Source organism: Vagococcus carniphilus (assembly GCF_014397115.1).
GTDB lineage: Bacteria > Bacillota > Bacilli > Lactobacillales > Vagococcaceae > Vagococcus > Vagococcus carniphilus.
Window position 1 is genome coordinate 1,360,262 of the sequence record NZ_CP060720.1, and the last position, 21,810, is coordinate 1,382,071.

Consider the following 21,810-nt stretch of genomic DNA (forward strand, 5'->3'; position numbering starts at 1 on the left):
CCTAGTAGGGCTTTTTTTTATTAATTTTTATAGGAGGAGATTTAATGTCAGTTATTAAAATTACATTCCCAGATGGCGCAGTAAAGGAATTTGAGGCAAAAACAACTACTTTTGAAATTGCTGAAAGTATCAGTAAAAGCTTATCTAAAAAAGCTCTTGCGGGTAAATTCAATGGAGAAGTAATTGACCTTAATCGTGAAATTGAGGAAGATGGTTCGTTAGAAATCATCACACCAGGCCACGATGATGCACTACAAATTTTACGTCATTCAACTGCTCACTTAATGGCTAATGCTCTAAGACGCTTATACCCAGATATTCATTTTGGTGTAGGACCTGCCATTGATAACGGCTTTTACTATGACACAGATAATGGTGAAGCGGCTGTGTCAGAAGAAGATTTACCAAGAATCGAAGAAGAGATGATGAAGATTGTTAAAGAAAACAATCCAATCGTTCGTAAAGAAGTTTCAAGAGAAGAAGCTTTAGAAATCTTTAAGGGTGATCCTTACAAAGAAGAATTAATCAATGACTTACCAGCTGATGAAGTGATTACTGTTTATGACCAAGGTGACTTTGTTGACTTATGTCGCGGAGTTCATGTTCCTTCAACAGGTCGTATTCAAGTCTTTAAATTACTTTCAGTAGCAGGTGCTTACTGGAGAGGTAATTCAAACAATAAAATGATGCAACGTGTTTACGGTACAGCGTTCTTCGATAAAAAAGAATTAAAAGACTATCTAAAAATGCGTGAAGAAGCTAAAGAGCGTGATCATCGTAAATTAGGTAAAGAATTAGATTTATTTATGGTTAATCCAGATGTTGGGTCAGGTCTTCCATTCTGGTTACCAAAAGGTGCAACTATTCGTCGCGTAATAGAGCGTTACATTGTAGATAAAGAAATTAGTTTAGGTTATCAACATGTCTACACTCCAATTATGGCAGATGTTGAATTGTATAAAACATCAGGTCACTGGGATCATTACCATGAAGATATGTTCCCTCCAATGGATATGGGAGATGGCGAAATGTTAGTACTTCGTCCAATGAACTGTCCTCACCATATGATGGTTTATAAAAACGATATCCATAGTTACCGTGAGTTACCAATTCGTATTGCAGAACTTGGCCAAATGCACCGTTATGAAAAATCAGGTGCTTTATCAGGATTAGCTCGTGTACGTGAGATGACTTTAAACGATGGTCATACATTTGTTAGACCAGATCAAATTAAAGATGAATTCATGCGTACATTGAAATTAATGGTAGATGTTTACGAAGACTTTAATATTGATGATTATCGTTTACGTTTAAGTTTACGTGATCCAAAAAATACTGAAAAATACTTTGATGATGATGAAATGTGGGAAAAAGCAGAAGCAACTCTAAGAGAAGCTTTAAATGAAGCGGGTGTAGAGTACTTTGAAGCTGAAGGAGAAGCAGCCTTCTACGGACCTAAGATGGATGTTCAAATTAAAACTGCCTTAGGTACTGAAGAAACTCTTTCTACTATTCAATTAGACTTCTTATTACCAGAACGTTTTGACTTAACTTACGTGGGTGAAGACGGAGAAAACACACATCGTCCAGTTGTTATTCACCGTGGTATTGTATCAACTATGGAACGTTTTGTTGCTCATTTAACTGAAGTTCATAAAGGAGCTTTCCCAACTTGGTTAGCACCAGTCCAAGGAACTATTATTCCAGTTAATTTAGATATGCATAGTGATTACGCATTCGAAATTAAGGAAAAATTAGAGATGCAAGGATTACGTTTTGACGTAGATACTCGTAATGAAAAAATGGGTTACAAGATTCGTGAATCTCAAACTCAAAAAGTTCCTTATCAAATAGTAGTTGGAGATAAAGAACTTGATTCAGGTGAAGTAAATATTCGTCGCTACGGAAGTAAAGATACAAGTACAATGAATGTTGACATGTTTGTTGAGTCAGTCGTAGCTGATGTGAAAAATTATAGTCGTCAATCTAATTAATGAGAGAAAACCTTTAGCGAAAGCTATTGGTTTTTTTGTTTAAGGAAGCCATAAAAAAATGTGAAAAGAAGATGAATATCATTGAAAAAGCAATAGATCCATGAGATACTCAATACTGGGTTTTTTAAAACTAAAATTTTTATAAATATTATTAAAATAACTAAAAAAATGAAAAATTAACCAGTATAATATAGATTAATTGCAGAATTGAAAGGATTTTTTACTTAGATGAGAAATAAAAAAATACCATGGCGACCATTTTCGAAGAAAGTTAAGAAAGCACAAGGACCCAAAAAGACGCATGTCCCTTTTAGATTAGACTTTCTTTTTTTTATTGTCTTTGTTCTATTTACAGCATTAGTTGTGAGACTATCGTACTTACAAATTAACCAGCATGATGAATTTGTTCAAATCGTTGAAAAAGGACAAAAAAGTGTCATAGAAGAGAATGCTCCTAGGGGATTCATCTATGATTCAAAAGGAAAAGTACTCGTTGGAAATAAAGCAAATCAAGCAATATTGTATACGAGAAGCTCAGGCATGACAGCAGAAGATATTAAAAAAGTCAGTGAACAGATAGTGGACTTAATTCATATTGAACCTGAAAAACTATCTGCAAGAGACCAAAAAGATTACTGGTTGTCTGACCCGAAAGAATTAAAAAAAGCAGAAGCTAAGTTAACCGTTTCGGATAAATTAAATAGTAAAGGTGAACAACTTTCAGCTGGAGACCTTTATAAAAAAATGGTAGATAAAGTCGATGTAAAAGACATTGAATTATCAGATAAAGAGAAGCAAGTGGCGACTGTTTTTAAAAAGATTAATGGGGCGTATGCTCTTCAGCCGGTTATTGTGAAGAATAAAGATGTGACACCAGAGGAAATTGCCGTTGTCGGAGAAAATACTGCTTCTATCCCAGGATTATCGGCTGGAACAGATTGGGAAAGAGAGTATCCTGAAAAAGATCAACTACGCTCAATTTTAGGAACTGTCTCAACGGAAAAACAAGGTTTACCAGAAGAAAAAGCAGAAAAATATTTGAAAAAAGGTTACAAAATTAATGATCGAGTCGGTTTAAGTTATTTAGAAGAAGCCTATGAAAATGACCTTAAAGGTAAAAAAGGTGAATCAGAAATTGTAACAGATAAAAATCAAAAAATTACTTCTAAAAAGGAAACAAAAGCAGGTGAAAAAGGCGACAATGTTGTCTTGACCATCGATTTAGAGTTCCAAAAGAAAGTCCAAGAAATTTTAGAAAATAACTACAATGGTTTAATTCAAAGTGGTAAAGCTGAATTTTCAGAAGGGGCTTATGTTGTTGTAACAGAGCCTGCAACAGGAAATGTTTTATCCATGAATGGAGTCAGAAAAGATCCTAAAACAGGAGAACTGCAAGATGATACATTAGGAACGATTAATCAAGCCTTTGTACCAGGTTCTTCCATCAAAGCTGCGACTGTTATGTCCGGTTATCAAAATAATATTATTAGTGGAAATGAAACGATGGTGGATGAGCCTTTAGTCTTCCAAGGTGGACTGACTAAATCATCTTTATTTAACCACTACAGTGCGATTCCGTTAACAACAACACAAGCCTTAGAAGTTTCTTCTAACGTGTACATGATGAAGATTGCTTTAGGAATGATGGGAACTAGTTATTCTCCTAATATGTCTATGCCGATTAGAACAGATGTCTTTGGAACACTTCGCGATACCTATGAACAGTTTGGTTTAGGAACTAAAACAGGTATTGATTTACCAAAAGAAGGCGTTGGATTCATCAATAAACAGTATAAAGATAAAGATGGTAATTATATCCCAGGTATTATGGGTAATTTACTCGATTTATCTTTTGGGAACTATGATACCTATACACCAATGCAGTTAAACCAATATGTGGCAACAGTTGCAAATGGTGGAACACGTGTAGCGCCTCATGTTGTTAAAGGTGTTTATGGAAATAACGACACAGGTAGTTTAGGTGAAGTGAAAAAACCAATCGAAACAAAAGTTCTAAATAAAATTGAAGGTCAAGATGCAGAGTTTGAGTTAATCAAGCAAGGGATGTATCAAGTTGTAAATGGACCAATGGGAACAGGACACGCTTTACAAGGTGCTAGTTTACCAATAGCAGCTAAAACAGGTACTGCCGAAACGTTTGCTGGAGGACAAGAAGTTATTAATAGTACGATTGTTGGTTACGCACCATATGATAACCCTCAAATCGCAGTTAGTGTCATTTTACCTCATATTAAAGACGATGATAACGGAGCTAATACAGCTGTCCTAAGAGAAGTTGTTAATGCTTATGCTGAAACTAATAATAAACAATAGTGAGGGTAACGTCTTTTAATTGTAAAGGGAAACTACTTAACAAAAGCTTGTAATTGTAAAAAAAACATGGTATTATAATCTAGTGTCAAGTAAAGATACTTGAATATTTAATTTTTGGAGGGAACACAACATGCGCGTAAACATTACTTTAGAATGTACTGAATGTAAAGAAAGAAACTATCTTTCAAATAAAAACAAACGTAACAATCCTGATCGTTTAGAAGTAAAAAAATATTGTCCACGTGAACGTAAAGTTACTTTACACCGTGAAACAAAATAATAGTTTTAAACTATGAGCTAGAATCCTTTAGTAGTAAAGATTCTAGCTCTTTTTTTATTTTATAAGTCAAGATTGTATACATTTTTGAATACGGTTTGTTTAAAAAAATGACATAATTAACAAATATTTAAGCTGATTTTTTGTTATTTTTTGTGACATAAGCATTCCTGAATCCGTTTAGTTAGATAGAATAAAAATTATATGTTTGTTCTATTCAAGTATTAATATGCTGATGTTGCTACCGATAAAATTGACTTGAAATCTTATAACGTTGACAAATTCCAAATACCTTAGAATGATTTGTCTGTAGTGGTTTAAGATGGAAGTTAAACAATACTCCTGACCTTTAAATCGTATTTAACTTTCATCTCGTTTAGTGGTAGTCACTGGTCCTGCTTGGGTGATTTTACCAGAATCTGTATTTTTCCATACTGATTTATGATAACGTTCTTTTCTCCACTTTTCAGATTCTAAAAGACTATTGCGATTTTTTTATAATTTGTTTTTACTTTACTTTTTGTTTTCCGGGCTTTAGCATTATTAATTAGTTTTTTATTTTCTCTCTCGATTTGACGATCCCACATTTCTTTACTTTGTATTCTAACTAAATGTTCTTTTTCAACTACATTTGGAAGAAAACGTTTATATTTAATAGTATCGATATAAATGTGGCCTTCTGGAGCGATTTTGTTTTCCATAAAATAAACCTTCTTTCATGTTAATGTTAAAAGTAGAATATTTTTATTTTATTACTTTTTTGAATTTTGACTTCATAAATTATTCATTGGGATCTTTTTTAGTGTGCTAAACATTTTTTTATAATAGAATAAACAGGAATGAACATAAATTAAACAAGGAGAGAACTAAAATGATTTCTTTAGAACTACTTCAAAAATTAACTCCCATCCAACCAGAAAATATCTGTTATGAAAAGCAAAATGGAGAATACGAAGGTATGACATTTACAATAAATAATCAATCATTTCGGAGTCGGCTAGCTAAGAAAACACCGACTAAAAAAGGGTATTTTGTTGTCTTTTGGGAGAAAGATGGAAACAACATCAATCAGCCTTTCTTATTTGAAGAATCTCCTCAAGAAACACTTGTTTTTGTTTCAGATAATGAAAAAAGAGGTGTGTTTAAGTTTCCTAAAGAAATATTGTTAAAAAAAGGAATACTAAAGGACGATAAATCAAAGGGTAAGATGGGAATTAGAGTTTACCCTGAATGGGAATCTGATTTAAATCAAACAGCTACAAAAACACAGCAATGGCAACTTGATTATTTTACTTTTCTTGATTAGAAAAGCAAAAAGTCATAGAATATTCTTTTGTTTAGGGGTATTAATGAGTATAATAGGGCTATTGATAAAAAATTCTTAGGGAGGCTAGTCCCATGAAAAAAGACATTCGAAAAAAGGTGCTGACTGACTTAAAGTTGTTGAGTCAAACGCCTGAAAAAAAAGAAAAGCAAGAAAATAATATTTTGAGCCAATTGTTTTCAAGTCAAATGTGGCAAGAAGCTCAAACCATTGGTACGACACTTGCGATGGAAAAAGAGTTTAATACAAAACCGTTGATTGAGCAAGCTTTAAAAGAAGGAAAGACAGTTGGTGTTCCTAGGACTTTTGGTTTAGGGAAAATGGATTTTTATTTTTTTGATTTTGATGAAGAGTTAGAGTTAACTTCCTTTGGTGTTTTAGAGCCGAAAAACGAGAAAAAAATAACTAAAGATAAAATAGATTTACTTATTGTACCAGGAGTAGCTTTCTCACCTGATGGATTCCGTGTTGGTTTTGGTGGTGGCTTCTATGATCGTTATTTAACAGATTTTAAAGGGAAAACGTGTAGTTTAGTTTTTAAAGAACAAACAGGTTATTCTTGGCAACCGGAAATTCATGATTTACCAGTTGAGAAATTGTTTATGTCTCAAGAAGAGGAGTGTCTGGATGAGCCAATTTTCAAGTAGTTGGAATCGAATTAACCGAACGCCGTTTTTCACCTATGCTTTTTTAGCGATTCAAGTTGCTGTATTTATCTTGATGGAGTTTGTTGGAGTGAGAAATGGTATTGTGAATGGTTCTGAAAACTCAAGTCTGTTGTATTTATTTGGTGCGATGTCACCTCAAGCGGTTATTCAAAATCATGAGTACTGGCGTTTTGTAGCCCCAATTTTTATTCATATCGGTTTAACTCATTTAGCGTTAAACTCTTTAAGCTTATATTTTGTGGGACGAATTCTTGAACCCATCATTGGCCATATGAGGTTTTTCATTGTTTATATGGTAAGTGGTATTATGGGAAATTTACTTAGTTTTGCTTTTGGTAGTTCATACGGACTATCAGCTGGTGCGAGTACTTCTTTATTTGGTATTTTCGCAGCCTTTATTGTTCTAGGGAAAATTTACCGATATCATCCAATGATTCAGCACATGTCTCAAAGTATGACACTGTTGATTATTCTTAATTTAGTGATGAATTTATTTGACTCTGGTGTTGATATTTTAGGTCATCTTGGTGGAGCCATTGGTGGCGTCTTATTAATGATTGTGGTGAGTGTACCAAGAAATAACCGTCAAGAAAAAATGAATGTTCATAAAAGAATTATAGCTGGCATTTTAACTATTTTCTTTATTGGATTTTGCTTAGTGTATGGTTTTACTTTTAAATAAACAAAGAAATGATGAAAAATTTGGAAGATTGAACAAAAATGAAAAAGACTCTATTAATTTATTTTTGTTATCTGTATAATGTTATGGGAGCGTTAATATGAGGACTATGTACGATGTACAACAATTACTAAAACGATTTGGTATTTTTATCTATGTTGGGAATAGATTATGGGATATTGAATTAATGATGATTGAGCTTCGTCAATTACACGAGAGTGATGTTATCGAAAAAAATGACTTCGTTAATGCTATGATGGTCTTAAAAAGAGAGCATCGATTAGAATTGGAATATCAGGAGGGGCAAAATTGAGTAAGAAAATAATTGGTATTGATTTAGGTGGAACGACTGCAAAATTTGCAATTTTAACAGAGACTGGTGACATTCAACAAAAATGGAGTATCGAAACAAACATTAATGATGAAGGATCACATATTGTTCCAGATATTATTGCATCTATTAAGCATCGTTTAGAGTTATATAACATGACTTCTGACGAGTTTATTGGTATTGGAATGGGAACTCCTGGAACGGTTGACCGTGAGGCAGGTACTGTCATTGGTGCATATAATTTAAACTGGAAGACATTACAACAATTAAAAAAACCAATTGAAGAAGCTTTAAATATTCCATTTGCTTTAGATAATGATGCCAATGTGGCAGCTCTTGGCGAAAGATGGAAAGGTGCAGGTGAAAACTCACCAGAAGTTACTTTTATCACTCTTGGAACAGGAGTAGGTGGTGGCATTATCGCTGAGGGTAATCTTTTACATGGTGTAACAGGTGCAGCAGGCGAGATTGGACATATCACAGTAGATCCTGAAGGTTTTGATTGTACATGTGGTAAAAAAGGTTGTTTAGAAACAGTTGCTAGTGCGACAGGTGTGGTTCGTTTAGCTAGAACAATGTCAGAATCTTACTCAGGTGATTCATCTCTAAAATATAAGATTGATGATGGGCAAGAAGTGACTAGTAAGGATGTATTTGACGCAGCTAAAGCAGATGATGATTTTGCTTTATTAGTTGTTGATAAAGTTTGTTTCTATTTAGGCCTTGCATGTGGTAATATTGGTAACATATTGAATCCAAGTGACATCGTCATTGGTGGTGGGGTTTCAGCAGCAGGAGATTTCCTAATTGAAAGAGTACAACAATACTTTAATCAATTTACTTTCCCTCAAGTAAGAGAAAGTACAAAAATTAAATTAGCTATTTTAGGAAATGAAGCTGGTGTAATTGGAGCTGCATCCCTAGCGTTACAATTCAAATAAGATAAAGAGATTAGAGAGGGCTTTTAGTTATGTCATTTTTAGCAACAATTAACATTTTTTTATTTTCAATTATTGTCATTTATGGTTTGTATAAACTATATTTCTTCATTATGAGAAAGAGAACAGCCAAAATGTTAACTCAAGAAGAGTTCCAAGAATCAATGCGAAATGCTCAAGTAATTGATGTGAGAGAAAAAGAAGACTTTAATCGTGGTCATATTTTAGGGGCAAGAAGTGTTCCTTACACTATTTCAAAAGCACATAAAGAGTATTTAACAGCAATTAGAAAAGATAAACCAATCTATCTTTACGACAATAAAGTAGCAATGGCAATTTACATGGCTAAATTATTGAAAAAAGAAGGTTTCACTGATATCTATATTCTAAAAGATGGTTACAGTGGTTGGACAGGTAAAACAAAGAAAAAATAAGCTAACAATAAATATCTTTTAAACATAAAAGAGAGATTGACCACATTATCTACGGTCAACCTCTCTTTTTAATTAGTCATTTTAACGAGCGCGACTTTTACGCATTGCTTTTTTACGGTTATCGTCAATCATCATTTCTTTTTCCTCAACTGGTTCGATAACAAGTTTTTTAATTCCGACAGCAACACCAGCTAAAGCAGCAAGAGTAACTGTAGTACCAGTTAAAAAGCCTGAAGTAAATTTTTTCATATGTTAACACATCCTTTACTTTTTGTACATTACCATTATCCCTCATTTTAAGGAAAAAATCTAGTAGAAACTTATAATGAGTGATTTTAAAAAGTGAGTATAAATGTTAAACTATTATCTGAAATGGAGTGGTAAAAAATGACTTTAATTTTTGCGCATAGAGGAAGCAAAGGAACACATCCTGAAAATACATTAGCTGCATTCAAAGAGGCAGTTCGCGTCAAGGCAGACGGCATTGAGCTAGATATTCAATTTTCAAAAGATGAAGACTTAATGGTAATTCATGATGGCGATGTAAAAAGAACGACTAATGGTGAAGGTTTAGTTAAAGACCTGACATTAAAAGAATTGAAAGCATTGGATGCTGGTAGTTGGTTTGATAAAGCTTACAGTGAAGAAAAAATTCCATTATTTAAAGAAGTGTTAGCTTTATTAGAGGAAGAAAAATATACTGGTATTTTAAATATTGAAATAAAGACAGATGAATATGATTATATGGGCATCGAATCTAAAATCTTAGAGACATTAAAAGAGTTTGATTTATCTTGTGATATTTTATTTTCAAGCTTCAATACAGAAACAATGGAGAGAGTCATGGCATTAGATACCACTACACCAAAAGCTGTGATTATGGATAAATCAGAGCGAAAAATTAATTTTGGAAAAGATCAAATAGCTATCGGTGGTATTCATCCTTCTATCGAATGGATAAAAGAAAATAAAGAGATTGCTAGAGAGTTTCCTAAAGCAGTTCGTCCATGGACTGCGAATACAAAAGAAGATATGGCTCTTTGTTTTGAGCTTGGATTGGCGGCTTTTCATACCGATTTTCCTGAGAGAGCAATGATGGAAAAGGATGCTTTTTAATGGAAAAACAAAAAGTATTAGTAATTGTTGGACCAACCGGTGTTGGAAAAACAGCCTTAAGTATTAAATTAGCTAAAGAGTTTTCTGGAGAAATTATTAGTGGAGATTCTCTTCAAGTTTACAAAAAACTTGATATTGGAACAGCAAAAGTAACAGAAGAAGAAAAATCAGGCGTACCTCATTTTTTAATTGATGTGAAAGACGCAACTGAAAACTACTCAGCTTTTGAATTTAAACAAGAAGCTGAAGAAAAAATAACAGAAATAAGTACACGTCATCATCTACCAATCATAGCTGGTGGGACAGGCATGTATATTCAATCCCTGTTATTTGACTTTCAACTAGGCAGTAAAGAAGAAGAGAAAGAAGCTAAAAAAATACGAAACAAATGGGAAGCTTACGCAATGGAACATGGTAAGGACGAACTTTGGGGATATTTAAATCAAATTGATCCAAAAGCCAGCGAAAAGATCCATATGAATAATGAAAAAAGAGTGATTCGAGCGATTGAAGTGTTCGAAAAAACAGGTACAAGTATCCTAGAACAGCAAGGACTAGACCTAACTGACTTATCTCAATGTCAGTATGACGTTAAATTAATTGGGTTGGAAACAGATCGTGCATTTTTATATGAACGAATTAATCAACGAGTAGACTTGATGTTAGAAGAGGGGTTATTAGAAGAAGCAGAATATGTTTTTTCTTTAGGTGAAACTCAAGCTAGTCAGGGAATAGGTTATAAAGAGTTTTTTGCTTATTTTAGAGAAGAGATCTCTCTTGAAGTTGCGACTGATAAAGTAAAACAACATTCAAGACAGTATGCTAAAAGACAATTAACTTGGTTTAAAAACCGAATGAGTGTTGAATGGTATGATTTAGTTCAAATGCCAGAACAAGTGGATGAATTAATAGAATCAGTTAAAGAATGGTTAGCTGAGTGAAAGAAGGTATGATGTGGAAAAAGTAATTCTTGTTGGTGTAGAGACCCAGGAGAATTTTAAGACATTTGATGAATCAATGACAGAACTTGGTAACTTAGCTGAAACAGCGCAAGGCGAGGTTATTGGAGAATTAATTCAAAAAAGACAAGTCATTGATAGAAGGACGATTTTAGGAAAAGGTAAACTTCAAGAGTTAGCTTCTTTAATTCAATCAAAAGAAGCAGATACAGTAATTTTTAACCACGAACTAACAGCTAGACAAGCTAGACTTATTGAAGAAGAAGTACAAGTTAAAGTCATTGACCGCGTGCAATTAATTCTTGATATCTTTGCGATGCGAGCTAAATCAAAAGAAGGTCAACTTCAAGTGGAGTTAGCTCAGCTTAACTATTTGCTTCCTCGTTTAGTGGGACAAGGGACAGCTTTATCTCGTTTAGGTGGAGGTATTGGAACAAGAGGTCCTGGTGAGACAAAATTAGAAACAGACCGAAGACATATACGTCATAAAGTCACTATCATTAAAAGAGAGTTAAAAGAAACAAGTGAGCATCGTGAAAGAAGTAGACAAAAACGAAAAGATTCCTCTGTTTTTCAAATAGGTTTAATTGGTTATACGAATGCTGGAAAATCAACCATTTTAAATTTATTAACTAATACTAAAACTTACGCTGAGGATCAATTGTTTGCGACATTAGATCCTTTGACTAAAAAATGGCAACTGCCAGACGGTTTGGAAACTACATTAACTGATACAGTTGGTTTTATTCAAGATTTACCAACTCAGTTAATCGAAGCGTTCCAGTCTACGTTAGAAGAAAGTCGAAGTGTTGATTTATTACTTCATGTGGTAGATGTGACGTCTGAAAATAGAAATCAACAGGAAAAAACAGTATTAGAATTATTGGATACATTGGAAATGAATCATATACCAGTTTTGACGGTTTATAATAAAGCAGATCAGTTATTAGATACTAGCCAATTTGTTCCAACTATTTATCCTAATTGTTTAATATCTGCTTTTGAGGATTCAGGAAAAAATATCTTAACTGAGGCAATTTTGAAACGACTAAAAGAAATTTTTGTTCCATTTGAAATTCATTTAGAGGCTAATGAAGCCTATTTATTAAATCAAATGCCAAAAGAAGTCTTAATAGAATCTTATGAATATCTAGAAGAAGAAAACAGTTATCAAGTAAAAGGTTACTGTCAAAAGCATTCTAAATGGTTACAAAGGGCTATTGATTAAAGAAATTTAAAAAAAGTTATTATCCATGTTAGATAATCTAACATGGATAATTGACTTTTTTTTTTTTACCTGTTATTCTTTTTTTATCCTTTAAGGAAAAGAGGGAAATTGATATGAAAGAAAAGGAATTAAGACGAAATTTAGCTGTCTTTCCAATGAGTTCTGTTATGAAGTTAACCGATTTAACTGCTCGTAAAATTAGATATTATGAAGAGCAACAGTTAATTTTTCCAGAACGGAATGCAGGGAATAATCGTTTGTTTTCTTTAAATGATATTGATCGACTTCTTGATATTAAAGAGATGCTAAGCGATCACTTTACGATTAAAGAAATTCAAAAGCAATTTATCAAACAAGATAAAAGACAAGAACAATTATCTGAGGAAAAAATAAGAATTGCTTTATACAATGATTTGATGAAGGAAAGTGGCTTAAATTAAACTAATAAAGAAGAGGGCAAATAATGGGAAAATACACAACAAAAGAACAGATTAAAGAAGCAGCACAAAATGAAAATGTTAGATTTTTACGCTTAATGTTTACTGATATTTTAGGTAGACTGAAAAATGTTGAGGTTCCTATTAGCCAAATTGATAAAGTATTAGATAATAAAATGATGTTTGATGGATCATCTATTGAAGGATTTGTTCGTATTGAAGAAAGTGATATGTACTTATATCCAGATGTTTCAACATTCATGATTTTCCCGTGGGAAAGCGAAAAAGGAAAAGTAGCTCGTTTAATCTGTGATGTTTATAACACAGAAGGCAAACCTTTTGAAGGCGACCCTCGTGGTAACTTAAAACGTGTTTTAAAAGAAATGAATGACTTAGGATTTACTGGATTTAACATTGGACCAGAACCAGAGTTTTTCTTATTTAAACTAGATGAAAATGGTAAACCAACAGACCAATTAAACGATCAAGGTGGCTATTTTGATTTTGCACCAACCGATTTAGGTGAAAACTGTCGTCGTGATATTGTATTAGAGTTAGAAAGTCTTGGTTTTGAAGTAGAAGCTTCTCACCATGAGTGTGCACCAGGACAACATGAAATTGATTTTAAATATGCTAATGCGATTGAAGCATGTGATAACATTCAAACGTTTGAATTAGTTGTTAGAACGATTGCTAGAAAGCATGGTTTACACGCTACTTTCATGCCAAAACCACTTTACGGAATTGCTGGTTCTGGTATGCATATTAACATGTCTTTATTTAATGAAAAGGGTAATGTTTTCTATGATGAAAACGGAGAAGATGGCTTAAGTCAAACAGCTTATCATTTCTTAGGTGGATTATTGAAGCATGCAAGAGGGTATACAGCTGTTTGTAACCCGATTGTTAATTCCTATAAACGTTTAGTACCTGGTTACGAAGCTCCTGTTTATGTAGCGTGGAGTGGTAAAAATCGCTCACCACTTGTTCGTGTTCCAAGCTCACGTGGTTTATCAACTCGTTTAGAATTACGTTCAGTTGATCCAACTGCCAATCCTTATCTTGCAATGGCTGTTTTATTACAATCTGGATTAGATGGTATTAAAAATGAGTTAACTCCACCAGCAGCAGTTGACCGTAATATTTACGTGATGACTGAAGAGGAAAGAAAAGAAGCTGAAATCACAGATTTACCATCTACTTTGCATAATGCGATTAAAGCAATGAGAAAAGATGAAGTGGTTAAAGAAGCTTTAGGTAGCCATATTTACAATAACTTTATTGAAGCTAAGAAAATGGAATGGTCTGCGTTCCGTCAACAAGTTTCTGAATGGGAAAGAGAACAATATTTAGAAATGTATTAGAATATTTAAAGCTTGCTGATCAAGTCACACTTATATCAGTAAGCTTTTTTTGTAGAGATAGATACTGCTTATGAGTAATTAAAGATATTTTTCATAATTTTATGGGGTATATTGAATTTTTGTGATAGAATAATGTTAGTTTAAATATAAAGGGGATATAATAATGATTTCAGTTGTAGATTTAAGAAGTGGTATGACATTTGAAAAAGATGGCAAATTAATCAAAGTTTTAGAAGCTAGTCATCATAAACCTGGTAAAGGTAATACAGTTATGCGTCTAAAATTAAGAGACATGAGAAGTGGCTCAACAACAGATACAACAATGCGCCCAGATGAAAAAGTTAAAAAAGCTCATATTGATAGTAAATCAGTTCAATTCTTATACATTCAAGATGATATGGCAATTTTTATGGATTTAGAAACATATGAACAATATGAAATTCCAGTATCAGTTATTGAACATGAATTAAACTACTTATTAGACAATATGGAAGTAAAAATTCAATTTTATATTGATGAAGTTGTAGGAGTTAGTTTACCAACAACTGTTGAATTAAAAGTTGTTGAAACACCACCTTCAATTAAAGGAGCTACAGTTTCTGGTTCTGGTAAACCTGCAACAATGGAAACTGGTCTAGTTGTAAATGTTCCTGATTTCATCGAAGTTGGAGAAGTGTTAGAAGTTAACACTCAAGATGGTTCATACGTTAAACGTGCTAAATAGTTTATAAGAAGGCTACCAGTATTGGTAAGCCTTTTTTTAGTGTTTTAATTTTTCATTAATTAAATTAGAATATTTTTGGAAAAAGGCTAAAAAATAATAGACATTATGCTATACTTGAAAATGTAAAGACTATATGAGAGGGGGACGGACAAGATGAGCTTTCATCTATTAGACTTGTTCAAACCCAGTACGTGGCAATATTTTTTGAGCAATTATTTTTCAACGAATTTAATTATTAATATTATAGATATACTAGTGGTATGGTTTGTTATTTACAAACTTATAATGCTACTCAATGGAACGAAGGCAATCCAAGTTTTTAAAGGAATTGCAATTATTATTATTGTTAGAATTCTTAGTGATTTTATTGGACTTTCAACAGTTTCTTGGTTGATGAGTCAGGTTATCACTTATGGAGCTATTGCAGCTATTGTTATTTTCCAACCAGAAGTTAGACGAGGATTGGAGCATTTAGGACGAGGTTCTATTTTAAAAAACATCAAGCGGCAAACAGATCATAAAAATAAATTAATTATCGAATTAGATGATGCGATTCAATACATGTCAAAACGTAAGATAGGTGCACTGATTTGTATTGAAAATAGAGATAGTTTAGTGGATTATGTGGAAACGGGTATTTCGTTAGATTCTGATATTTCAAGTCAACTTTTAATCAATATTTTTATACCGAATACGCCACTTCATGATGGTGCAGTTATTATTCAAGATGAAAAGATAGCTTCAGCCTCATCATATTTGCCACTATCTGAAAGTTCTTTGATTCCTAAAGAATACGGAACAAGACACAGAGCAGCTATTGGCTTAAGTGAAGTTAGTGACGCTCTAACGATTATTGTTTCAGAAGAAACTGGTGACGTGAGTATAACTCATAGTAATAAATTTATGCCTCATTTAGAACAAGATGAATACATTAAAATTTTAAATGATGAATTAATTCAAAAAATAGAAGAAAACAAACAAAATATTTTTTACCAATTCATTGAAGATGCTAAGAAAAACTTCAGAGGAGGTAAAAAATAATGAAAAAAGACAATAAAGGTTTATGGTTAATTCGCTTGTTATCTTTTTTCTTTGCCATTCTGTTGTTCTATAACGCAAATTCAATAAGTTTGAATAATGACGACAATGGTTTTACTGAATTAAGTGCAACAGCAGAGAAGGTACCAGTCAATGTGACTTATAATCAAGACAAGTATTTTATTTCAGGTTTTGATCAAACTGTTAATGTAGATTTGAAGAGTTCTAATAAAATTTTGTTAGACAAAGAGTCGAACTCTGAAACGCGTAGTTTTTCAGTAGTGATGGATTTAACTAAATACGGTGAGGGGACTCATGAAGTATCACTTCAGTTAACAGGACTACCAACGGCTATAAAAGGAACTATTAAACCAAGCAAATTAACTGTTACGATTGAAAAGAAAAAGAGCAACAAATTCCCAGTGGAACCAGCTATTGATAATAAGATTTTTACTTCAGGATATGAACTTGAAAAAGCAACCGTTGATCCAGCAAGTGTGACGATTTCAGGTGGGGAAGATTCTATCAAGCACGTATCAAAAGTTATTGCAGGTATTAGTGATAAAACAGATGTGTCGACAGATTTTTCTCAAAAAGTAAAAGTTTATGCGGTAGATGAAAAAGGCGAAGCTTTAAATGTTAATATCGAACCACACACAGTCAGAGTGGATGTTAATGTGACAGCACCAACTAAAGAAGTGAAAGTTGTTCCTGTTCAATCAGGAGTCATTCCTAAAGGGATTAAGGACTACTCCTTCTCATTGGAACAGAGCAAGGTACACATAACAGGACCAAAAGATATTTTAGACGAAATCAATTCAATTGATTTAAAAATAGATACAACAAACATTAGAGAAACTCTTTCAAGTTCTTATGTAGTTGTTGTGCCAAAAGAGGTCAAAGTCAGTCCTGAAACAGTTTTTGTTACAGTAACACCAAACAAAGAAACGTCAGATTCTAGCACAACAAAAAGAGAAAAGTCGACAACTTCTAAAGATTCTGATAAAATTTCTGATAGTAGCAAAAAATAATAAGTAGTTATTAAATACAAAAAATTGACATATTTAGTTAGGAGATTTATTAAAAAATGGGTAAGTATTTTGGAACAGATGGCGTTAGAGGTATTGCAAATCAAGAATTAACTCCAGAGTTAGCATTTAAAATTGGTCGTTGTGGAGGATATGTTTTAGTTCAACATAGCGATTTAGAAAATGAGATGCCACAAGTTCTAGTGGGAAGAGATACTCGTATTTCTGGTCAATTATTAGAGCAAGCTCTTATTGCTGGTTTGCTATCTGTAGGAATTGAAGTTTTACAATTAGGTGTTATTTCTACACCTGGTGTTTCTTATTTAACACGTACGCAAAAAGCAGCAGCAGGAGTTATGATTTCAGCTTCTCATAATCCAGCGCAAGATAACGGCATTAAATTCTTCGGACCAGACGGATTTAAATTAGCAGATGACGAGGAATTAGAAATTGAAGCTCTTTTAGATTCAAAAGAAGATATTTTACCAAGACCTTCGGCAGCAGGATTAGGAACATTGGACGACTATCCAGAAGGTTTACAAAAATATATGGAATTCTTAAAAGAAACAATTCCTTCTGATTTAGAAGGTTTGACAGTTTGTTTAGATGGTGCAAATGGAGCAACTTCTCCACTTGTTAATCATTTATTTGCTGATCTAAATACTGATTTTTATACAATGGGAATTAGACCAGATGGAATTAATATCAATGATGGTGTTGGTTCAACTCACCCAGAAGAATTAGCTAAATTTGTTGTTGAAAAGCAAGCTGATTTAGGACTAGCTTTTGATGGTGATGGGGATCGTGTTATTGCAGTTGACGAAAAAGGAACAATCGTAGATGGTGATAAAATTCTTTATATCTGCGGAAAATACTTAAAAGAACAAGGTAAATTAAATGGTAACACAATTGTTGCGACAGTTATGAGCAACTTAGGTTTCCATAAAGCTGTTAGCCAAGCTGGTATGAGAGCTATCGCAACTCAAGTTGGTGATCGTTATGTTGTTGAAGAAATGAGAAAATCTGGTTACAACTTAGGTGGAGAACAATCAGGACATATTGTTTTCCTTGATTACAATACAACAGGTGATGGTTTATTATCAGGTATTCAGTTAATGAATGTTATGAAAGAAACTGGTAAAAAATTATCAGAATTGACAGCTGAAATTGAAGAATACCCACAAAAATTAGTGAACATTAAAGTTAGTGATAAATATGGTGCAATGGATGTTCCAGCTATTAAAGCAGTCATTGAAGAAGTAGAAGCTCAGATGGCAGGAGACGGACGTGTGTTGGTTCGACCTTCAGGAACTGAACCATTATTAAGAGTTATGGCTGAAGCGCCAACTGAAGACAAAGTGAACTATTATGTCGATAAAATTGCCGAAATTGTTATTAAAGAGATTGGCTTATAATTAACGTAAACAAATCGTATCATCGTCAAATATTCTTATTTGATTATGATACGATTTTTTATTGAATAATTTGATTGAAAGATATCAAATGATTAAAAATTTGTTATAATGGATAGCATAAAATTGATTGAGGGGAAAATACATGAGAGTCATAGCAGGAGATTTTAAAGGTAGAAAACTTAATTCACTTTCAGGTGACAATACACGTCCGACAAGTGACAAAATAAAAGGCTCTATTTTTAACATGATAGGCCCTTATTTTGAAGATGAGGTAGTTCTTGATTTATTCAGCGGAAGTGGAAACTTAGCTATTGAAGCAGTTTCAAGAGGATGCGAAAAGGCTTATTGTTTTGATAACCATTTTAAAGCAATAAGTATCATCAAAGAAAATATTGGGTTGACTAAAAAAAGTGAAGCTTTCACTGTTAAAAAAATGGATGCAGATAAAGCTCTTGATTGGTTAAAAGGAGAAGGCATCCGTTTTGATTTAGTGTTTTTGGATCCACCTTACGCTAAGCAAGTGATTGAAAAACAAGTTGAAAAAATGTTGTCACTAGGCTTATTAAATGAGTTTGCTAAAGTTGTGTGTGAGACAGATAAGCAAGTAGAGTTGCCGGAAAGAATTTTAAATTTAGAACAAATAAAAGTTCAAGATTACGGTACAACTAAAGTAACTATTTATAAATTACTTGAAGGAGTTGGTTTAGATGAGTCATAAGAAAATTGCTCTTTTTCCAGGTAGCTTTGATCCTTTTACTAACGGTCATTTAAATACAGTTGAAAGAGCTAGTAAATTGTTTGATGAAGTAGTAATAGGTATCTTTACAAATACGACTAAAAAACCTCTTTTTTCTCCAGAAGAAAAAAGAGATTTAGCAGCTGAAAGTGTGGCACATATTGAAAATGTACGCGTAGTAACGCAATCAGAAGGCCTAACAATTAATATCGCAAAAGAATTAGGTGCTAATTTTTTAATTCGTGGGGTAAGAAATGGCCAAGATTATGAATATGAAAAGAATATCGCTTTTATGAATAAACAAATGGATCCAGAAATTGAAACAGTCTTTTTACTTGCTGATGAATCATTTAGCAATATCAGCTCGAGCATGATTAAAGAAATTGCAAAATTTGATGGTAATGTTTCCTCTTTTGTTCCAGAAAATGTCAATAAAGCATTGAAAGTAAAATACGGTCAGGATGAGTAGATGAAATTTAAAAATGATAAACGATTTAAATCGTTTATAGTGACCATAATTGTTGCTATTTTATTAGTGACAGTTATTCCAATACCTTATTATGTTGAAAAACCTGGTACTTCAGAAAATTTAAGAGACTATGTCTCTGTTGATGGGAAAAGAGACAAATTTGATGGCTCTTTCATGCTTACCACTGTCGCAGTTCAACAAGCGACAATAGCTTCTTTAATTAGTGGTCATTTGAATCATACGAATGATGTCATCAGCAAAAAAGAAATGATGGGAACTAACAGTGGAAAAGAATATGAAGAGATGCAACACTATCATATGGAAACGTCACAAAATATAGCGACTAAAGTTGCTTTAGATCTAGCTAAAAAACCATACAAAGTTGATTATAAAGGTATTTATGTCATGTCAATTGATGAACATTCTAATTTTGAAAATAAATTAAGAGTGGGAGATACTATTGTAAAGGTTGATAATCAAAAAATTGAGAGAACTGAAGATTTAACGAAATACATCAAAACTAAAAAAGTAGATGATTCAGTTAAAATAACTTATGAACAAGATGGTAAAACTAAGGAAACTAAAGGAGACCTGATTAAATTACCTGAAACTAAAAAAGCAGGAATCGGAATTACTCTAGTTGACCACACTGAAATTGATACAAAAGAAGAGATTAATTTTTCAACTGAATCAATTGGAGGTCCTTCTGCAGGCCTAATGTTTACTTTAGAGTTATATAGCTTGATAACCGGAAAAGATTTAAGAAACGGTCAAGATATCGCTGGCACCGGAACAATAGATTCTGAAGGCGTTGTTGGCAGAATAGGTGGAATCGATAAGAAAGTTATCGCAGCGGACCATGAAGGAGCTGATATCTTTTTTGCTCCTAATGATGAAATTGATCCTGAAATAAAGAAAAAGAATCCTGATGTTAAAACAAATTATGAAGAAGCTGTAGAATCAGCTAAAAAGAATCATTTAGAAGTTAAAATTGTACCAGTCAAAACGGTAAATGATGCCATTAAATATTTAGAAAAAGGAAAGTAAAAATGTTAATTTAGCATTTTTTACTTTCTTTTTCTTATCTTTTAAATAGAAGGGAGATAGATAATGGCATATTTTAAAAAATACTTAAAAAAAGAAACCATGTTGTTCATAGGTGTAAGTTTGATTATTTTGATAGGTGTGAAATGTCTTATTTTTAATCAAGAGACAAAGGCTACGACGTTTGTTGAGGATGATGTAACAGTTTCTAGTCAAAGTGATCTGAAAGAAACTGAAGAAGAAAAGAATGACGGAAAAATGTATGTTGATATTAAAGGTGCAGTGAGAATGCCCGGTATGTATGAAGTTTCTTCAGATATGAGAGTTTTAAATGTAATTGATATGGCTGGTGGTTTAAAAGAAAAAGCTGATGATAAACAAATAAATTTTTCTCAAAAATTAGAGGATCAAATGATTATTTACATTCCTTTAGAAGGAGAGGAAATACCAGAAGCTATTAATAATCAAAATACTTCTAAGGAAAGTTTAGGAGGAAAAGGAAGCGAAGAGGCTGGAAAGGTTAATTTAAATCAAGCAGAAAAAGACGAGTTAATGACACTAAATGGAGTTGGGGAGAAAAAGGCAGAAAAAATTATCGAGTATCGGGAAGAAAATGGCTCTTTTAAATCTATTGACGATTTAAAAAATGTGAATGGAATTGGTGAGAAAACATTTGAAAGTTTGAAGGAATCAATTACAATATAAGATAACAATAAAAAAAGAAAGTAGTGACGAGATGGAATTTGAAAGAATCCCTTGGGATCAATATTTTATGGGACAGAGTCTTCTGTTATCTTTAAGAAGTACTTGTACAAGACTTGCAGTAGGTGCAACGATTGTCCGTGATAAAAGAATCATTGCAGGAGGTTATAATGGCTCAGTGAGCGGGGATGTTCATTGTATTGATGAAGGTTGCTATTTAGTGGATGGACATTGTGTGAGGACTATTCATGCTGAAATGAACGCCATTTTACAGTGTGCAAAATTTGGTGTTGAAACAGATAACTCGGAAATTTATGTGACACATTTTCCATGTTTACAGTGCACGAAAATGATTCTTCAAGCAGGAATTAAAAAAATTCATTACTTAAAAGATTACCGTAATGATGAATATGCAATTCGTTTGATTGAACAGGCGGGCGCTTCTGTTCATCAAGTAAAACTTTCAAATAAATATTTCAAATCGTTAGAGTTTGTTAATGGGACTGATTTCTACTCTGAAGAAGAGTAGAGGCTATTATTTTTTTCCGATTATTGCCTTTGTTCTTTCTCT

General features: G+C 32.9%; 25 protein-coding genes. 23 read left to right on the forward strand and 2 right to left on the reverse strand.

Features of this window, described 5'->3' with window-relative positions; translation table 11 throughout:
* Positions 1-44: 44 nt before the first annotated feature.
* The 3 genes from thrS (at position 45) to rpmG (ending at position 4,608) form a co-directional block, all read left to right on the forward strand.
* Positions 45-1,994 (forward strand): threonine--tRNA ligase, encoded by a 1,950-nt coding sequence (gene thrS, locus H9L18_RS06725; RefSeq protein ID WP_126791604.1) that lies wholly within the window; start codon positions 45-47, stop codon positions 1,992-1,994.
* A gap of 228 nt (positions 1,995-2,222) precedes the next feature.
* Positions 2,223-4,328, forward strand: coding sequence for a penicillin-binding transpeptidase domain-containing protein (locus H9L18_RS06730; RefSeq protein WP_126791602.1), 2,106 nt, complete (start codon positions 2,223-2,225; stop codon positions 4,326-4,328).
* A 130-nt stretch (positions 4,329-4,458) separates the two neighbouring features.
* Positions 4,459-4,608 carry a 50S ribosomal protein L33 gene (gene rpmG / locus H9L18_RS06735; protein WP_077275288.1) on the forward strand — a complete coding sequence of 50 codons (150 nt, stop codon included), beginning with the start codon at positions 4,459-4,461 and terminating at the stop codon, positions 4,606-4,608.
* A 470-nt stretch (positions 4,609-5,078) separates the two neighbouring features.
* Here the strand turns inward: rpmG and H9L18_RS06740 are convergent, their stop codons facing one another.
* Positions 5,079-5,306 carry a hypothetical protein gene (locus H9L18_RS06740; RefSeq protein ID WP_126791600.1) on the reverse strand — a complete coding sequence of 76 codons (228 nt, stop codon included), beginning with the start codon at positions 5,304-5,306 and terminating at the stop codon, positions 5,079-5,081.
* Between the two features lie 170 nt (positions 5,307-5,476).
* Between H9L18_RS06740 and H9L18_RS06745 the strand changes: the two genes are divergently transcribed.
* The 6 genes from H9L18_RS06745 (at position 5,477) to H9L18_RS06770 (ending at position 8,979) form a co-directional block, all read left to right on the forward strand.
* A complete protein-coding gene (locus tag H9L18_RS06745) occupies positions 5,477-5,911 on the forward strand; it encodes a MepB family protein (RefSeq protein ID WP_126791598.1) in 435 nt (144 codons plus the stop codon).
* A gap of 92 nt (positions 5,912-6,003) precedes the next feature.
* The gene (locus H9L18_RS06750) at positions 6,004-6,576 is read left to right on the forward strand and encodes a 5-formyltetrahydrofolate cyclo-ligase (protein ID WP_126791596.1); all 573 of its coding nucleotides are present in this window, start codon (positions 6,004-6,006) and stop codon (positions 6,574-6,576) included.
* The gene (locus H9L18_RS06755; protein ID WP_126791594.1) at positions 6,557-7,279 is read left to right on the forward strand and encodes a rhomboid family intramembrane serine protease; all 723 of its coding nucleotides are present in this window, start codon (positions 6,557-6,559) and stop codon (positions 7,277-7,279) included. The genes H9L18_RS06750 and H9L18_RS06755 overlap by 20 nt, the downstream gene beginning before the upstream one ends.
* A 97-nt stretch (positions 7,280-7,376) precedes the next feature.
* Positions 7,377-7,589, forward strand: a complete 213-nt coding sequence (locus tag H9L18_RS06760; protein WP_126791592.1) for a YqgQ family protein — start codon at positions 7,377-7,379, stop codon at positions 7,587-7,589.
* Positions 7,586-8,548, forward strand: a complete 963-nt coding sequence (locus tag H9L18_RS06765) for an ROK family glucokinase (protein WP_126791590.1) — start codon at positions 7,586-7,588, stop codon at positions 8,546-8,548. Before H9L18_RS06760 ends, H9L18_RS06765 begins: the two co-directional genes overlap by 4 nt.
* Positions 8,549-8,577: 29 nt before the next feature.
* Positions 8,578-8,979, forward strand: coding sequence for a rhodanese-like domain-containing protein (locus H9L18_RS06770; RefSeq protein ID WP_126791588.1), 402 nt, complete (start codon positions 8,578-8,580; stop codon positions 8,977-8,979).
* A gap of 81 nt (positions 8,980-9,060) precedes the next feature.
* Here the strand turns inward: H9L18_RS06770 and H9L18_RS06775 are convergent, their stop codons facing one another.
* Positions 9,061-9,228, reverse strand: a complete 168-nt coding sequence (locus H9L18_RS06775) for a DUF3042 family protein (RefSeq protein WP_126791586.1) — start codon at positions 9,226-9,228, stop codon at positions 9,061-9,063.
* 138 nt (positions 9,229-9,366) lie between these two features.
* Here H9L18_RS06775 and H9L18_RS06780 point away from each other — a divergent pair, with 138 nt between their 5' ends.
* The 14 genes from H9L18_RS06780 (at position 9,367) to H9L18_RS06845 (ending at position 21,768) form a co-directional block, all read left to right on the forward strand.
* On the forward strand, positions 9,367-10,095 hold the full coding sequence (locus tag H9L18_RS06780; protein WP_126791584.1) for a glycerophosphodiester phosphodiesterase: 729 nt from the start codon (positions 9,367-9,369) through the stop codon (positions 10,093-10,095).
* Positions 10,095-11,036, forward strand: coding sequence for a tRNA (adenosine(37)-N6)-dimethylallyltransferase MiaA (miaA, locus tag H9L18_RS06785; RefSeq protein ID WP_126791582.1), 942 nt, complete (start codon positions 10,095-10,097; stop codon positions 11,034-11,036). Before H9L18_RS06780 ends, miaA begins: the two co-directional genes overlap by 1 nt.
* A gap of 13 nt (positions 11,037-11,049) precedes the next feature.
* Positions 11,050-12,282, forward strand: a complete 1,233-nt coding sequence (gene hflX, locus H9L18_RS06790) for a GTPase HflX (protein WP_185847398.1) — start codon at positions 11,050-11,052, stop codon at positions 12,280-12,282.
* A gap of 113 nt (positions 12,283-12,395) precedes the next feature.
* A complete protein-coding gene (locus H9L18_RS06795; RefSeq protein WP_126791578.1) occupies positions 12,396-12,722 on the forward strand; it encodes a MerR family transcriptional regulator in 327 nt (108 codons plus the stop codon).
* Positions 12,723-12,745: 23 nt separating this feature from the next.
* Positions 12,746-14,083 (forward strand): type I glutamate--ammonia ligase, encoded by a 1,338-nt coding sequence (gene glnA / locus H9L18_RS06800; protein ID WP_126791576.1) that lies wholly within the window; start codon positions 12,746-12,748, stop codon positions 14,081-14,083.
* 163 nt (positions 14,084-14,246) lie between these two features.
* Positions 14,247-14,807, forward strand: a complete 561-nt coding sequence (gene efp / locus H9L18_RS06805; protein ID WP_126791574.1) for an elongation factor P — start codon at positions 14,247-14,249, stop codon at positions 14,805-14,807.
* Positions 14,808-14,960: 153 nt separating this feature from the next.
* Positions 14,961-15,848 (forward strand): diadenylate cyclase CdaA, encoded by an 888-nt coding sequence (cdaA, locus tag H9L18_RS06810; protein WP_126791572.1) that lies wholly within the window; start codon positions 14,961-14,963, stop codon positions 15,846-15,848.
* On the forward strand, positions 15,848-16,876 hold the full coding sequence (locus H9L18_RS06815; RefSeq protein ID WP_126791570.1) for a CdaR family protein: 1,029 nt from the start codon (positions 15,848-15,850) through the stop codon (positions 16,874-16,876). Before cdaA ends, H9L18_RS06815 begins: the two co-directional genes overlap by 1 nt.
* A gap of 56 nt (positions 16,877-16,932) precedes the next feature.
* A complete protein-coding gene (gene glmM / locus H9L18_RS06820; RefSeq protein ID WP_126791568.1) occupies positions 16,933-18,288 on the forward strand; it encodes a phosphoglucosamine mutase in 1,356 nt (451 codons plus the stop codon).
* Between the two features lie 142 nt (positions 18,289-18,430).
* Entirely contained in the window at positions 18,431-19,006 is a 576-nt protein-coding gene (gene rsmD / locus H9L18_RS06825; protein WP_126791566.1) for a 16S rRNA (guanine(966)-N(2))-methyltransferase RsmD, read from the forward strand.
* Positions 18,996-19,493, forward strand: coding sequence for a pantetheine-phosphate adenylyltransferase (gene coaD / locus H9L18_RS06830; protein ID WP_126791564.1), 498 nt, complete (start codon positions 18,996-18,998; stop codon positions 19,491-19,493). The genes rsmD and coaD overlap by 11 nt, the downstream gene beginning before the upstream one ends.
* Entirely contained in the window at positions 19,494-20,540 is a 1,047-nt protein-coding gene (locus H9L18_RS06835; protein WP_126791563.1) for a SepM family pheromone-processing serine protease, read from the forward strand.
* A gap of 63 nt (positions 20,541-20,603) precedes the next feature.
* Positions 20,604-21,242 (forward strand): helix-hairpin-helix domain-containing protein, encoded by a 639-nt coding sequence (locus H9L18_RS06840; protein WP_126791562.1) that lies wholly within the window; start codon positions 20,604-20,606, stop codon positions 21,240-21,242.
* Between the two features lie 31 nt (positions 21,243-21,273).
* Positions 21,274-21,768: a ComE operon protein 2 gene (locus H9L18_RS06845; protein WP_126791561.1), complete on the forward strand. Its 495-nt coding sequence runs from the start codon at positions 21,274-21,276 to the stop codon at positions 21,766-21,768.
* Positions 21,769-21,810 lie beyond the last annotated feature (42 nt).